The 13,167-nt window shown below is 51.3% G+C and carries 15 protein-coding genes; 13 read left to right on the top strand and 2 right to left on the bottom strand.

Translation table 11 applies throughout. The features are described 5' to 3' along the window. Positions 1-463: 463 nt before the first annotated feature. Genes EUU23_RS02555 through EUU23_RS02605 form a run of 11 tightly spaced genes read left to right on the top strand, consistent with a single transcriptional unit; the run spans position 464 to position 10,203 of the window. Positions 464-2,176 carry a GspE/PulE family protein gene (locus EUU23_RS02555; protein WP_160352551.1) on the top strand — a complete coding sequence of 571 codons (1,713 nt, stop codon included), beginning with the start codon at positions 464-466 and terminating at the stop codon, positions 2,174-2,176. A gap of 32 nt (positions 2,177-2,208) precedes the next feature. Beyond that, complete coding sequence (locus tag EUU23_RS02560) at positions 2,209-3,396, top strand: type II secretion system F family protein (RefSeq protein WP_160352552.1); 1,188 nt, start codon at positions 2,209-2,211, stop codon at positions 3,394-3,396. Beyond that, a complete protein-coding gene (gene gspG, locus EUU23_RS02565) occupies positions 3,393-3,818 on the top strand; it encodes a type II secretion system major pseudopilin GspG (protein WP_160352553.1) in 426 nt (141 codons plus the stop codon). Before EUU23_RS02560 ends, gspG begins: the two co-directional genes overlap by 4 nt. Further along, positions 3,799-4,176 carry a prepilin-type N-terminal cleavage/methylation domain-containing protein gene (locus tag EUU23_RS02570; protein ID WP_218939486.1) on the top strand — a complete coding sequence of 126 codons (378 nt, stop codon included), beginning with the start codon at positions 3,799-3,801 and terminating at the stop codon, positions 4,174-4,176. Before gspG ends, EUU23_RS02570 begins: the two co-directional genes overlap by 20 nt. Further along, positions 4,173-4,556, top strand: coding sequence for a hypothetical protein (locus EUU23_RS02575; protein WP_160352555.1), 384 nt, complete (start codon positions 4,173-4,175; stop codon positions 4,554-4,556). The genes EUU23_RS02570 and EUU23_RS02575 overlap by 4 nt, the downstream gene beginning before the upstream one ends. Before the next feature lie 4 nt (positions 4,557-4,560). After that, positions 4,561-5,271 (top strand): prepilin-type N-terminal cleavage/methylation domain-containing protein, encoded by a 711-nt coding sequence (locus EUU23_RS02580; RefSeq protein ID WP_160352556.1) that lies wholly within the window; start codon positions 4,561-4,563, stop codon positions 5,269-5,271. After that, a complete protein-coding gene (locus EUU23_RS02585) occupies positions 5,229-6,266 on the top strand; it encodes a PilN domain-containing protein (RefSeq protein WP_160352557.1) in 1,038 nt (345 codons plus the stop codon). Before EUU23_RS02580 ends, EUU23_RS02585 begins: the two co-directional genes overlap by 43 nt. Further along, positions 6,263-6,814 carry a type II secretion system protein GspM gene (gspM, locus tag EUU23_RS02590; protein WP_160352558.1) on the top strand — a complete coding sequence of 184 codons (552 nt, stop codon included), beginning with the start codon at positions 6,263-6,265 and terminating at the stop codon, positions 6,812-6,814. The genes EUU23_RS02585 and gspM overlap by 4 nt, the downstream gene beginning before the upstream one ends. A 7-nt stretch (positions 6,815-6,821) precedes the next feature. After that, entirely contained in the window at positions 6,822-7,292 is a 471-nt protein-coding gene (locus EUU23_RS02595; RefSeq protein WP_160352559.1) for a hypothetical protein, read from the top strand. Next, complete coding sequence (gspD, locus tag EUU23_RS02600) at positions 7,289-9,355, top strand: type II secretion system secretin GspD (RefSeq protein ID WP_160352560.1); 2,067 nt, start codon at positions 7,289-7,291, stop codon at positions 9,353-9,355. Before EUU23_RS02595 ends, gspD begins: the two co-directional genes overlap by 4 nt. Next, positions 9,352-10,203 carry a type II secretion system minor pseudopilin gene (locus EUU23_RS02605; protein WP_160352561.1) on the top strand — a complete coding sequence of 284 codons (852 nt, stop codon included), beginning with the start codon at positions 9,352-9,354 and terminating at the stop codon, positions 10,201-10,203. The genes gspD and EUU23_RS02605 overlap by 4 nt, the downstream gene beginning before the upstream one ends. Before the next feature lie 35 nt (positions 10,204-10,238). Here the strand turns inward: EUU23_RS02605 and EUU23_RS02610 are convergent, their stop codons facing one another. Continuing rightward, the gene (locus EUU23_RS02610; RefSeq protein ID WP_160352562.1) at positions 10,239-10,898 is read right to left on the bottom strand and encodes a cell wall hydrolase; all 660 of its coding nucleotides are present in this window, start codon (positions 10,896-10,898) and stop codon (positions 10,239-10,241) included. A gap of 228 nt (positions 10,899-11,126) precedes the next feature. Between EUU23_RS02610 and EUU23_RS02615 the strand changes: the two genes are divergently transcribed. Further along, entirely contained in the window at positions 11,127-11,672 is a 546-nt protein-coding gene (locus EUU23_RS02615) for a polysaccharide biosynthesis/export family protein (RefSeq protein WP_246156044.1), read from the top strand. Positions 11,673-12,112: 440 nt separating this feature from the next. Continuing rightward, positions 12,113-12,808: a sugar transferase gene (locus EUU23_RS02620; protein ID WP_160352563.1), complete on the top strand. Its 696-nt coding sequence runs from the start codon at positions 12,113-12,115 to the stop codon at positions 12,806-12,808. Positions 12,809-12,841: 33 nt separating this feature from the next. On the opposite strand, the gene EUU23_RS02625 is transcribed toward EUU23_RS02620, so the two are convergent. After that, positions 12,842-13,063: a hypothetical protein gene (locus EUU23_RS02625; RefSeq protein ID WP_160352564.1), complete on the bottom strand. Its 222-nt coding sequence runs from the start codon at positions 13,061-13,063 to the stop codon at positions 12,842-12,844. Positions 13,064-13,167: the final 104 nt, after the last annotated feature.

Below are 13,167 nucleotides of genomic sequence, written 5' to 3' on the forward strand. Positions count from 1 at the left end.
AGAAAAAGTATATTATCAAAGTGCATGATAACATTTAAGTACTGTTGATTTTTATAATGCCAATATTCACAAATATGCAATATTATTGCAACAATTAGAAGTGCTACAATATAATTGTAAATTCGTAATTCTGAAATAATAAAATGTTGCACTAATATTTCAGAAGAGACTCGAGCAATTGATTATGCTTTTGTCGAAGCTGTTGCTATCTATATTTAATGACAGAATTGTGAAGTTCAACGAGCTAACAAATGGACTAAAATCCGTAGAAAACAGACCTAAAATATTAAATTATATGATTAAAATTCTATATCGTTTTCAATTCCCGGAAAAATTTAGAGCAAATTTTTTTCGGGCTATCGTCCCTTCAAATTGCATCTTCAGAAACATTGTCGAAGGGCGTTGCAAACAAACTGTAGCATTCGAAGTCTATCAATCAGACTGAAAGGTGCCCGAGAATATAATGTCTGGAATTGCGACACTATCGGCCACGTCATCCGGGTTGGTGACGGCGGCGGATCCGTCACATATAACGATAGAATCTGTAATTGAGAATGCCGGCCTGCTGAGTGAAGAGGCGTCGGCACGACTACGATTGGCTGTCCAGGAAAGCGGCGAGCGTTTCGACGTCGTTATGACTCGTCTTGGCCTCATTTCCGAAGCAGCCATGCAGCAAAAATTGGCGGAACATACGGGCCTTGACGTCGCTCATCCGGCAGATTTTCCGCACCAGGCCATTGGTGCAGACATATTGTCGCCGGCGTTTTTGCGGGACAACAGGGTTCTTCCCCTCAAGGTCAGCGAAACCTCAATACTGGTCGCACTTGTTGACCCGTTCGATAGCTTCGTTCAACAATCGCTTGGGTTTGTCTTTGCAAAGTCCGTTGAAGTCATGCTCGCAAGGGCGAGCGATATCGATGCCGCCATTGACAGGCTATATGGCTCGGTCGTGGCGAATGATGAAATAGACTCCTTTGCCGATGATGATGATATCGAACGTCTCAAAGACCTGGTCAGCGATGCGCCGGTTATCAGGGCAGTCAACCGCTTGATTGCGGCGGCATCGGATGCGCGTGCATCAGATATTCATATCGAGCCGACCGAAGACAGGCTGGCCATCCGTTTCCGCATCGACGGCGTACTGCAAGATCGGGAGCCGTTGTCGGCGGCCATGCGCGGACCTTTTGTTTCCCGTATTAAAGTCATGGCCGGTCTCAATATTGCAGAGCGCCGATTACCGCAGGATGGCCGGTTGAGAATAGCGGTGCGCGGCCATGACATTGACCTTCGCGTCGCGACCGCCCCTGCCATTCATGGCGAGAGTGTCGTGATGCGGATTTTGGACCGTTCAAAGCTTGCGTTGGATTTTATATCATTAGGTTTCGATGCCGAACTTACCGCGCAGCTTCGGGCAGCGGTAAATCGGCCATATGGTATCGTGCTGGTTACAGGTCCAACAGGTAGTGGAAAAACGACGACATTATATGCTGCATTAGCCGAATTGAATACCAGTTCGCGCAAATTGCTAACGGTTGAAGATCCTATCGAATATCGTTTGCCGGGTGTCATTCAAACGCAGGTCAACCCACAAATCGGGTTTACATTCGGATCTGCGCTGCGCTCTTTTCTAAGGCTCGATCCCGATATCATGATGGTCGGTGAAATTCGCGACACCGAAACTGCCCAAATTGCTGTGCAGGCGGCGCTAACAGGACATATGATCCTTTCGACGCTTCATACAAATAGCGCAGCAGGGGCGGTGACTCGTCTTATCGATATGGAGGTAGAGCCATTCCTTTTAAGTTCGGTATTGAGCGGTATTCTGGCCCAGCGACTGGTTCGCAAGCTTTGCCCGCATTGTCGTGAATCTTATTCTGCACCGCCTGAATTGCTTTTAGATCTCGGGCTTCCGCACGACGAACATGTTGTTTTCTACCGTGCAAAAGGGTGCGAATCCTGTGACGGTTCAGGCTATTCAGGACGGACAACACTGCTGGAATTTCTGACGATAGATGACCGGATTTCCAAACTCATCTTGAAAAGAGCGGACACACGGGAAATTGCAGATGCTGCTATGGCGGCGAATATGCGGACGTTACGCAGCGATGGATTGGCAAAGGCCAGATCTGGAATAATCGCGATAGAAGAGGCCGTGCGCGTCACGGTTGGTGATTGATCGTGGCGACAACATTTAGTTATCGGGCAATAATGACGAATGGCTCGGTTGGCACCGGCTTTGTGGACGCTGCGGATCATGAAAGTGCAATCCAGACACTTCGCCGCGGCGGCGCACGTCCCATATTGGTAACGGCCGTTGACAATAAGACCGCAAAAACACCCAAAGCAAAAGTAAACCGGAAGATAAGGCTGGCATCCATCAGTTTGACAGGCGAACTTGCTGTATTGCTCAACGCAGGGTTGCCCCTTGACCGGTCACTTTCTCTCGCGATTGCAAATGTAGAAGACGCAGAAGCCGCGACCCAATTTTCTGCATTGCTTGACGAAGTACGGACGGGTGTCCCGTTATCGCAGGCAATGCAACGCAGACAGGATATTTTTTCGCCGGCCGCCGCTGCCATGACAGAGGCGGGAGAGGCCAATGGGTCACTGGGGCCTGCTTTAACGCGACTTGCGGAAATGTTGGAGCGTGCGGAAGCATTACGTCGATTGATCGCAACTTCGATGATCTATCCGATCTCTCTTACCATTATCGCCGTTGGGGTGATTTTGCTCATGCTGCTTTTCGTCGTGCCGCAATTTGAAAGCCTGTTCGGACAAGCGAAGGATCGACTGCCACCAGCTTCTATTTTTGTGATGGGTGCCAGCCGATTTGTGCGCGATTGGGGGTGGTGGATGCTTGCTGCAACTGTTGCACTTGTGTTTGTCATCCGGCAATTTTTGGCACGGCCTGCGATGCGATCTGTCACAGATCGTGTCATTTTGCGGATACCGCAGCTTGGCATGCTTGTCCGTTACATTGAAACCGCCCGCTTTGCCCGAACACTTGGCGTGCTTATTGACGGTAATGTTCCGCTCCCACACGCCCTGATGCTGGCCCGCAGAACTGTTGCCAATTCCCATATCGGCAATGCAGTCGCGCAAGTTGCCGACGGCGTGCGCGAAGGCGGAGGCTTGGCGGCACCGCTGGCGACGGCAAATGTCTTTCCCAAACTGGCGATCGGTTTTCTGCGAACGGGCGAAGAAACATCGCAACTGGGCCCGATGCTCGGGCGGTTGGCGGATGTCCTTGATCGTGATGTCGGCATTCGAATTCAACGACTTATCGGAATACTTACCCCAATCATCACCATCATATTGGGGGCGAGCGTCGCGGCAATAATTGCTTCCATCATGTCCGCAATCATGGGCTTTAATGAACTGGCTATTTCAACATGAAAAAGAATAACAACAGAAACGGTTTTACACTTTTGGAGTTGCTGGTTGTGCTGGCAATTCTCGGGTTGCTCGCGGCAATTGTTGGCCCGCAAGTGATCCGTTACTTGGGTAGCTCGAAAACACAAACCGCCCAGGTTCAGGTTAAAAACATAGCTGCTTCCCTTCAGCTGTTTCGGCTTGACGCAGGGCGTTACCCCACAACGGCGGAAGGATTGAACGCGCTCGTCAAAGCGCCTGCTTCGGTTCCGTTATGGAATGGTCCCTATTTGCCAGACTCGTCAGCGATAACTGATCCGTGGGGCAAGCCATATTTGCTGCGCGTGCCCGGCCAGCATGGGGAAATTGACGTATATTCCTTTGGGTCGGACGGTGTGGCAGGCGGAAGCGGAGAGGCGCAAGATGTTGGCAACTGGAAAAGTTGATCACTCCGGCTTCACGTTGATCGAAATGCTTGTCGTTTTGGCCATAATGGGACTGTTGTCCGGTATCGCGTTTCCAGCATTGGAGCGCAATCTGGCGCTGCAACGATTTAACGCTGCGGTCGGTTCGGTCGAAACCGCGTTGACGGTCGCGAGGGCGAATGCCGTCGGCAAGAATGAGGAAACGCTATTTGTTTCTCCGCCGGTGGCCGACGATGTCACCTTGACAACGTCGCGCAATGGCATCCGCTTTTATCAAGATGGCAGCGCAAATGGCGGCAGCGTTCAAGTCGAAATGGGGCCACGCATTGCCCGCTTTAAGGTCGATTCTGTGACGGGCGTTATCGGGACGGGCAAATGATGCAGTTTACCTTGCCGAAAAAAAGAAATGGTTTCGCATTAGTTGATGCGATGGTTGCGCTCGCCATTTTTGCAGTGATGTCCGCCTTGCTTTTCCAGACTGTAAGTTCAACGGCGATGGCCAAAAGGCATCTTGTTGATAGCAGGCACGCTATCATGGTTGCCCAGTCCAGGCTTGCGGAGTTGCAGAATGAAGATGGGCGTTACGCATTGCAAACCGGCGGCCGTAGCGGTCAGTTTAACTGGCGTTCAAACGTCGAACGATTTGCGGATTCCGCAAAGGATAACAGCAAGGGATTAGAGACTATAAGTGTTGCTGTAACCGATTCCGGCACCGGCCGGGTCATTGTTACACTCAAAAGCTTGCGGCTCGCCCGCTGATGCCATGCTGAAATTTTCCATTCAGATTGCTCGGGTAGTGCCTTCAGCGCAATTATATCCGGTCCGCAAAAACGGCTTTACGCTGATCGAACTTCTCGTTGCGCTCGCCGTTTTGGGCATGGCCGCCGCTATGATGGTGGCAACATTGAACAGCGCATGGTTGGCATTGCCCCAACATAGAAACGCAAATGAAGACGAAAGCGTTGTGGCCGCTCAACAGATTTTGCGAGGCCGGCTTGAGCGATTATCAGCAGCTATAAGACTGGATTCATCAGAACCCATTATCGATACGCAGGGGGATTCACGCATCCTCAGCTTTGCCGCGCCACCGTTGCCGCGTTTTGGCCCCGGTGCCTTGCAACGATATCGTTTAATCGTGACGCCTGCTGGCGATCTCATGCTCTACACCGCCAGCAGTCTTGACGATCGTATCGACCTGCGTGACCGTGCACTGATTGGGTGGCAACCTAACCGGCTACTTCGCGGTGTACAGGATGTTGAAATTTCCTATTTCGGTCCGGATCGTTTCAGTGATTCCGGACGTTGGCAGAAATTCTGGATAGATCGGCCGCAGCCGCCTGCTTTGATCCGAATCCGTCTCACTTTTCCGCAAGGCGACAGAAGAGACTGGCCGGAATTGGTTGTCCGCCCGCGGGCGACGGTAAATACCGCATGCCGGATACAACGATCATCTGGCCGGTGCGACGCGATCTGATGGCAACGAACTCGATTCTTGATGCCGATATGTCAACCGTGACCGGTTGGGTGCGGTCTGGCTTTGCCTGGTGGCTCGACGAATTGCGGTCAATGATGCCTTTCCTTTTCACCAGGAGAGACCGCCTGATTGCTAACTATATTTATTGCAAGGGCGACGGATCATTGACCTTGCAGGGGCCAGCCAAGCCCGAAGCGGTGTTAGTTGATCCGGCGATGTGTCTGGTGCGCCAAATCGAACTTCCCGTGCTTGGCGACCAAGATCTTGCGCGCGTGGTGGCGCTCGATGCAGATCGGATCATGCCGATTCCAGCCCATCAGCTGATCGTGGCTGCAAATGCTGATCCAAATGATCGGACGCGTGTGACTGTTGCGGCGCTACGTGTCGAAACTTTGGCTACATTGCTTCAAAAAGTTAAAGCCGATGGCTTCGCTGTGCCTGAACGTATCGGGATGTTTGACCCGGTAATGCCGGGACGCCTTGCAATCGATTTTTCACAAGGCTGTGCTGCAGCAGGTTTAACCGCTCCCATCCGGCCAGTCGCCCTGGGCTGGTGGGCTATTGTCGGGTTTCTTTTTGCGCTGAATGTAAGCGCGATGGTATGGCGTGATGTTGAAAGCGTGCGAAAAATGGAGGCGCTTGTTGCAGCTCAGGCGCCTGCGGTTAATACCGCGCGAACGATTTCAAAGAAAATTTCCAACACGCAAAAATCCGCCCAATTGCTCGCTGACCGCCGTGCAAGGCAGAATGTCATGGGCGCTCTTGCGGCGGTCACGCAATCTCTGCCGGAACGAGCGTGGGTGCAGAGATTTTCATGGGATGGCAGCAGTCTAAGGTTATCCGGCTATAAGCGCGAGGGCACGGATGTCATCGGTGCGCTTCGTAAATCGCCTTATCTTAAAGATGTGCGCGCGGCGAACACAGAGGCAATGGCCGAGGTACCTACAGGTCAGCCCTTCGATATCAGTGCGACATTTCAGGCAGGTGCAACATGAAGCCGTTAACTGCGCGGGAACGCAAATTGGTTGCTGTCGGATTGCTCGTTGTCGCATTTGCTCTGTTCTGGCTTGTATTGGTCCAACCGCTATATGGTATTTTTTCCGGCAATGCCGAAAGGCGCATCGAGTTGCAGCAAAACTTCCGGCAGAATGAACGATTGATCGCGCGCATATCGACATTGCGGCGTGCCGCGGAAGAGCAGCAAAAGACCCAGTGGCAATATGCTATCAAGGCACAAAATGCGGAGCAGGCAAGCGAAGTTTTGAAAGCACGGCTGGAGTCCAGTCTCGCAAAGGTTGGCGGTGAGCTGCGATCGACGGAAAATGTCGATACTTCGGCTGGATGGGCACAAGCCAGTGCGACCGCTCTTGTTTCCAATGAACAACTGACAAACTGGATTTACCTCCTGAACAAGCAGCAACCTTATCTCGTGGTGGAATCTCTAAACATAGTTGCCGACCGGGCTCTCAACTCTGGTCGGCTTGATTTGATGGATGTGAAAATTGAAGTTTCGATTGCCATTAACCAGACCAACGCGCGCTAACGGCGGCTTGTTCCCTGCACTTTGTGCAGGCGGACTGGTGCTTTGCCTTGCGTTGCAATTGGCGCTTACAGGCGGCGTGGAAATGCCGGAAGAGGTTGAATCTGCGGGGCAGGCGCGGGCCGCTTTGCCTTCAATTAGCGGGCAGTTTGTACCGTCGATATTGCTCGAAAATTCGATTTTCTCCCCTGGGCGAACTGCCAATGGAGCCGCTGGAGATAACGCGCAGGCCCCTTTGGGCGGCGCCGTCGTTGCAGGAGCGGTTTCGGTTAGAGGTCGGAGCTATGTCATAATGCAGGCTCCAGACGGTCGCGTTGTGCGGTTGGCAATCGGCTCTGTCTATAAAGGCTGGCGGCTTCGTGCCTTGACGGGAGACGGTGCAGTTTTTGACCAGGGGTCCCAGAAATTGAACCTGAATTTCGGTGCCGGAGCGATTCAAGGTCCGCCACAATCAGCAGAATATGAGGAAGAACAAAAATGAAAATGCCCGTCTGCAAGCCGGTTTTGACGCTGCCCGTGATTTTGATGTTGCTATATGGGTGCTCGATGCAGGGCGGGCGCCCGCCAGTTGCGCTGCCGCCTGCCGCTGCGGCCGAGAATTTTATCGGCGATACTGGCCAAACGGAACAAGCAGGCGTGACGATCATTGGCGGGGAAGAACCTGTGCCTACGGCAACCGTAGTGACACAAGACACAACAAAGCCCGGTGATATCAGGTTAAATTTCCCATCTGCCGATGTGAACGTCGTGGCCAAGGCTATCTTGGGTGATGTGTTGAGAATCCCCTATACGGTCGCGCCGGGGGTTACGGGTCAGATATCGGTTGTCACACCAAGGCCCATTGCCCGCAGTTCGGTATTTGCGGTTTTTGAAAAGGCTCTGACCACGGCAAATCTAGCGTTGGTACCGCAAAATGGTGGGTTCACGATCATGACGGTGCAGTCGGCGCAAGCTTCGGGTGTGACCGGTCCGACCAATCTAGGGTATAGCACAGAAGTCATTCGTCTGGAGTTCATCAACGCGGCAGAATTGAAAAAACTGCTCGATTCCGTGATCCCCAACGTGGTGACGGCGGTCGATGCCAGCGGAAATACAATGACAATCGCAGGCACGGCGGGGCAACGGACAAGCGCGCGTGAATTGATCAAGCAGTTTGACGTCAACTGGCTGCGGAACATGGCATTCGCCTATTTCACACCTCAGCGCATAGACGCACGTTTGATCGTTCCCGAACTGGAAAAATTGATTAACGCGCCCGATGCGCCGACGCGGAATCTGGTCCGTTTAATTGCAATGGAGCGTTTGAACGGGATAATCGCTGTCAGCGCGCAACGGCAATATCTGGAGGATGTCAGCCGTTGGGTCGAAGTTCTTGACCGCGAAGGTGCCAATAACGAAGCGCGCATTTTCGTTTACAAAGTTCAGAATGGCCGTTCGCGAGATCTGGCCAAAACCATCAATTCAGCATTCGGCAATGGTGGACAGGATGGCGGCGCGACGTCGAACGACAATGCCACAACCACAGGCCAATCCAGCGCCACCACCCGCAGCAACGGAGGATCGGCGCGGCCAACCGTGGCGCAAAATGATGGCGACCCTTCTTTGGCGGAAGGTTATGAACAGCAGGGCAACAATGCCCGTCGGGGCCCACCGGTTACGATTACCAGTGATGAAACCAATAATGCTGTCATTATTTTTGGTAGCCCGCGCGACTATGCCGTTGTTGAAGAAGCGCTTCGGAAGCTTGATGTTCCCCCATATCAGGTCCTGATTGAAGCCGCGATAACCGAGGTCACCCTCACCGATGATTTGCGATATGGTGTTCAATGGAATTTCCAGACCGGCGACAGTAATTTCGCCCTCTCACAGGGAACAGGTGCAAATCCCACACGGATTCTTCCCGGATTCTCTTATTTCTTCTCCGGCAGCGATATCAGCGCAACTTTGAACGCGCTTGAGGAGCGAACCAATGTCAAGGTTGTTTCCGCCCCGAAACTTGTGGTTCTGAACAACCAGACGGCGTCGCTTCAGGTTGGCGATCAGGTCCCGATTCAGACGCAGTCGGCGCAAAGCGTCGAAAATCCCGACGCGCCAATAGTCAATGCCATCGAATACCGCGATACAGGTGTCATTCTTAAAGTTACGCCTCGTGTAAACGCCAATGGACTGGTGTTATTGGATATAGCGCAAGAAGTGAGTGATCTTTCGAGCCGTTCTATTCAAGGTATCAGTTCACCAATTATTTCAACCAGAAGGGTTTCGACATCGATCGCGGTTCAGGACGGGCAGGTGGTTACATTGGGCGGACTGTTCAGGGATGCAAATAGTTTTGGCAAAAACGGGCTTCCAATTCTTTCACGGATTCCGATTTTGGGCGGGCTGCTTTTCGGCAACCAGAAAAATGTCCAAAATCGCACCGAACTCATCATTCTTATCAAGCCGCATGTTTTGCGGACAGCAGATGATGCGCGTGCCGTGACGGAAGAATTACGGTCTAAAATTCGCACTTTGGAGCCGTTCAAAACCGAAGGTAGAATTCCATGATACCTCCGAAAAGCGAACAGGGCTATGCCATGGTCGCTGCCGTAGCGGGAATAGCGGTGTTTGCCATGATGGCTTTGGCGTTGGTCCAATCTAGCCAAAATGAAATTGTCCAGGTCAGTGCAGAGGTAGGGCAAGCCAAAGCAGCGGCTGCGGCAGAAGCAGGTATGGCAATCGCGCTCAATGGGTTGCTCACCAAAGACCGGGCCAACCGCTGGTCTATCGACGGCCGGCTTCGCAAAGCCGGTTTTGAAGACGCCAGTTTGCAGATCCGGATAGAAGATGAACGCGGCAAGGTTCCAATCAACCTGCTTGATGATGAACTGGCGGCCAGATTGATGGAGGCAATCGGGCTGGGCTTTGGCGGAAATGCAAGAATTGCAGCCGACTCATTGGTTGATTGGATAGACGATGATGAGGAACCACGACCTGACGGAGCTGAGGCAGATTATTACCGGCCGCGTGGAATCCGTCCGCGTAATGGTCCGCTCCAGTCAGTGGACGAGCTGACACAGATACGCGGATTTAACCGCAAAATGGTTGAACAGATGAAGCCATTTGTGACGGTCAACTTCGGAAGCGGAGGCTTTGATGCACGTTATGCCCATCCGCGTGCTATCGGTGTAATGCTTGATGGAGGGGTCGATAGCCCGGCCGCGATAAATCGGCAGCGGGAATTGGACGGGCAGCGTACTGCTATTGAATTGGGCGATGCGATTGATTTGGTCGGCCGACCGTTAATGATTTCGGTTGAAGCAAAGCGGCCTGACGGGACCCGCTCTAAACGGCAAATGATTGTGGAGCTTACAGGATCGGAAACCCGTCCTTACATCATTCGCGCATTTGAATAGACATTGTCTGAACGCATTTCCCATTTACAGACCATCTAGGGCCGGGCGGATAAACCCCAAGGCGCAAAAGTTTCTTGTTTCTCAATTGATTGCGGGATTTGTACGCGCTTGACAATGGTATTCTGCGTCAATGGATCAGGTGCAGTCGCCCAGTTTCCGAGGCCAGTTATCATAGGTTCGTTACCGCCAGCATAGCGGGCAGGCTGGTCGGCACTGCCCGGTGCCCGATAGAAGATATGGGCACCAATCTTGCCGACCCGGATCAGGCTTGGCGCCCAATAAGGTGAGACATAATCGGCATGATAATGTGTAGCACCGCCAACATGCGGCGTGAAATTCGCAGCCAGGACCCGATTGGCAATATTTCGGGAGTTTAGTAAGATATTCGCAGGCAATGCGCGTTTCATGGCGCCGTCACATGTAAAGGTGAACTGGCAGCCGGTTTTCCTTGAAGAGCCCTGAAACACGACTCCGCAAACACTTTTGGGATAGGCTGGATGCCGTGTTCGATTAAGAATGACTTCGGCGACGGCTTGTTGACCTTCGACCGGTTCAAAACCCGCTTCATAAGCGATGGCAAGGGACAAGCAACGAGTTGCACGTTCCAGATCGTCAGGTGAATCCGTAAATGCTGCACCACTTTCATTACCCGCAGCTTGCGCCAAGACGGGCGAGGCGCAAAGTAGTGCACTCACAAAAAATGCGATTTTGAACCGATTGAGAAACACGCAAAACCTCATTTGCCCTAAAGCAGCAATGGCATGCCATAATGACATTTTTCGGACATTTCGGCTTTTGTGATGAATTCAAAATTCTGTGCCCATCTTGAAATTGCGGCACGAATTCGACGTTTGTCAGACAAATGACACATAGCTGTCATAGTGTTTCCAACAGTCTGTTTTAAGCAATTGCGAGAATTACCGATGACCCGATTTTTTATAGCCCTGCTTTTGATTTTGACCGGTGCGTGTACGCCGGTTGCGATGATGGAAGGGCCTAGTGTTGCCAATTATGTATATCGTATCGGTTCGGGTGACCGACTGAAAATTCAGACTTTTGGTGAATCTACCTTGTCCGGCGAGTTCGCGGTTAATGCAGAAGGTTCTATCGCCTTTCCATTGGTAGGCGATGTTATGGCGGGCGGCAAAACAGTCACCGAATTCAAGGAAGATTTGACGAATAAGCTGGGGTCGCAATATCTTCGCAATCCCCGTATTTCTGTCGAAATGGTCAATTTCAGACCTGTATATATATTAGGCGAAGTCGCGAAACCCGGCGAATTCAACTATTCGGAGCGGATGAGTGTTTTTGCGCTAGTCGCAAAGGCTGGCGGCTTTACATATCGCGCAAACCAGTCTTACGCTTATATTCGGCGCGAAGATGAAACCGAAGAAAAGGCAATCAAGTTGACCAGTGCGACGGCTGTGCAGCCGGGAGACACGGTTCGGATACCAGACCGCGTATTTTAGCAGGTTCCGACAAACGAACACTCCCAAAGCATCTATGGTCGCATTGCGCTATGAGTTTACGGCCTAAAAGCATTTCCGGCCATAAAAGTTCTGGCCCGATAGAATTTTGACCTCAAATACTGTTTCATTTTGATCCTAGGATTATTATAATTTTTTCTATTAAACTTAATAAGTTAAATAGAATAGGTATTAAATTATCAACTTTGATTGTTAAATTTCACTTTGTAAAAATACCGCAACACTCCCCAGTTAATAGATTCTTAATGGCAGCGAACGTGCTGGACCTTGGAAGCATGTCTTTTGTTTTTCCAAAGCACGACTGAATATCAAAATTGGCCAAAGATCAAAATGGGGATGTGAGTTTAATGTTGACGACTGACCAACTCAATCACAGGTTGTTGCTTGAAACAGATGTGGACTATTGCCGCAGCTTGATTGCTATGACGCCTTCCGCGCAAGGCGGTTTTGCCGACGCCCAGCTTCCTGAAGCGGGTGGCGAGCCTATTGTCGACCAACTCGGAAAGCACGAGCGGTATTTGAAGCGCACTTTCGACATTACATTTGCTCTTGTTTTTTTGCTGGTATCGCTTCCGGTTCTTATCCTTCTTTCAATCGCATTGCAGATTGATAGTCCAGGGCGCTTATTCTTTGTACAGCAAAGGGTTGGCCGGCATGGGCGGATGTTTAACTGCTTCAAATTCCGCACGATGCATGAAGATGCCGAACGGCTACTGGAAGATTTGCTGGCGACTTCACCCGAAGCGCGACGCGAATGGGATTTGGATCATAAGCTAAGAAATGATCCCCGCGTTTCCAGACTAGGGGGCGTGGTCCGTAAACTCAGTCTTGATGAATTGCCACAATTGCTCAATATCCTGTCCGGGGAAATGAGTGTTGTCGGGCCCCGTCCAATTGTACGCGCCGAGATTCTGAAATATGGAAGCTTTTTTTCAGATTATTGCGCGGTGAAGCCTGGGCTAACCGGTCTTTGGCAAGTGAGTGGACGCAACGATGTCAGTTATGATGAGCGGGTTCAGCTAGACTGCGAATATCGGCGCAAGGCATCTTTCTTGTTTGACATGAACATCGTTCTCAAAACGGTACCCGCTGTGTTGGGTACGAAGGGATCTTACTAGATACCTGCCATTTTCATCTGTTTAACACCCGGGTCAAATCAGATAAAAAATCGTCACCCAGATGGCTGCGCCCAGAACGAATGCCAAGCTCCATCCAAGAAATGACACCGGGCGTTGCGTCGCATTGAGCGATGATATGTCGGAAATGGCGTACATGTTCCGTTCCTCTCCAGCAATTTTTGAACCTTTTACAGGTTCTTGAGATAAGTCCCGCCTAACATTGGCGTTTACCTCTGTCCTGTTTTTATTATCCATTTTGCTATACCATATAGGATTTTGCAGACAAATCCCACATGTTTTACGAACAGCGGGAATGCATGAGTATAGCGAAGAGGTGGTTAACGGAAAGAAAAAAAGCC

Source organism: Sphingorhabdus profundilacus, assembly GCF_009769755.1.
Taxonomy (GTDB): Bacteria; Pseudomonadota; Alphaproteobacteria; order Sphingomonadales; family Sphingomonadaceae; genus Sphingorhabdus_B; species Sphingorhabdus_B profundilacus.

What these genes read in the sequence shown, in the direction of transcription:
- EUU23_RS02625 (WP_160352564.1), bottom strand. Translation starts at nt 13,063, where the DNA reads ATGGATAATAAAAACAGGACAGAGGTAAACGCCAATGTTAGGCGGGAC.
- EUU23_RS02605 (WP_160352561.1), top strand. Translation starts at nt 9,352, where the DNA reads ATGATACCTCCGAAAAGCGAACAGGGCTATGCCATGGTCGCTGCCGTA.
- EUU23_RS02555 (WP_160352551.1), top strand. Translation starts at nt 464, where the DNA reads ATGTCTGGAATTGCGACACTATCGGCCACGTCATCCGGGTTGGTGACG.
- EUU23_RS02580 (WP_160352556.1), top strand. Translation starts at nt 4,561, where the DNA reads ATGCTGAAATTTTCCATTCAGATTGCTCGGGTAGTGCCTTCAGCGCAA.
- EUU23_RS02560 (WP_160352552.1), top strand. Translation starts at nt 2,209, where the DNA reads ATGACGAATGGCTCGGTTGGCACCGGCTTTGTGGACGCTGCGGATCAT.
- EUU23_RS02615 (WP_246156044.1), top strand. Translation starts at nt 11,127, where the DNA reads ATGACCCGATTTTTTATAGCCCTGCTTTTGATTTTGACCGGTGCGTGT.
- EUU23_RS02585 (WP_160352557.1), top strand. Translation starts at nt 5,229, where the DNA reads ATGCCGGATACAACGATCATCTGGCCGGTGCGACGCGATCTGATGGCA.
- EUU23_RS02620 (WP_160352563.1), top strand. Translation starts at nt 12,113, where the DNA reads ATGACGCCTTCCGCGCAAGGCGGTTTTGCCGACGCCCAGCTTCCTGAA.
- gspM (WP_160352558.1), top strand. Translation starts at nt 6,263, where the DNA reads ATGAAGCCGTTAACTGCGCGGGAACGCAAATTGGTTGCTGTCGGATTG.
- gspG (WP_160352553.1), top strand. Translation starts at nt 3,393, where the DNA reads ATGAAAAAGAATAACAACAGAAACGGTTTTACACTTTTGGAGTTGCTG.
- EUU23_RS02575 (WP_160352555.1), top strand. Translation starts at nt 4,173, where the DNA reads ATGATGCAGTTTACCTTGCCGAAAAAAAGAAATGGTTTCGCATTAGTT.
- gspD (WP_160352560.1), top strand. Translation starts at nt 7,289, where the DNA reads ATGAAAATGCCCGTCTGCAAGCCGGTTTTGACGCTGCCCGTGATTTTG.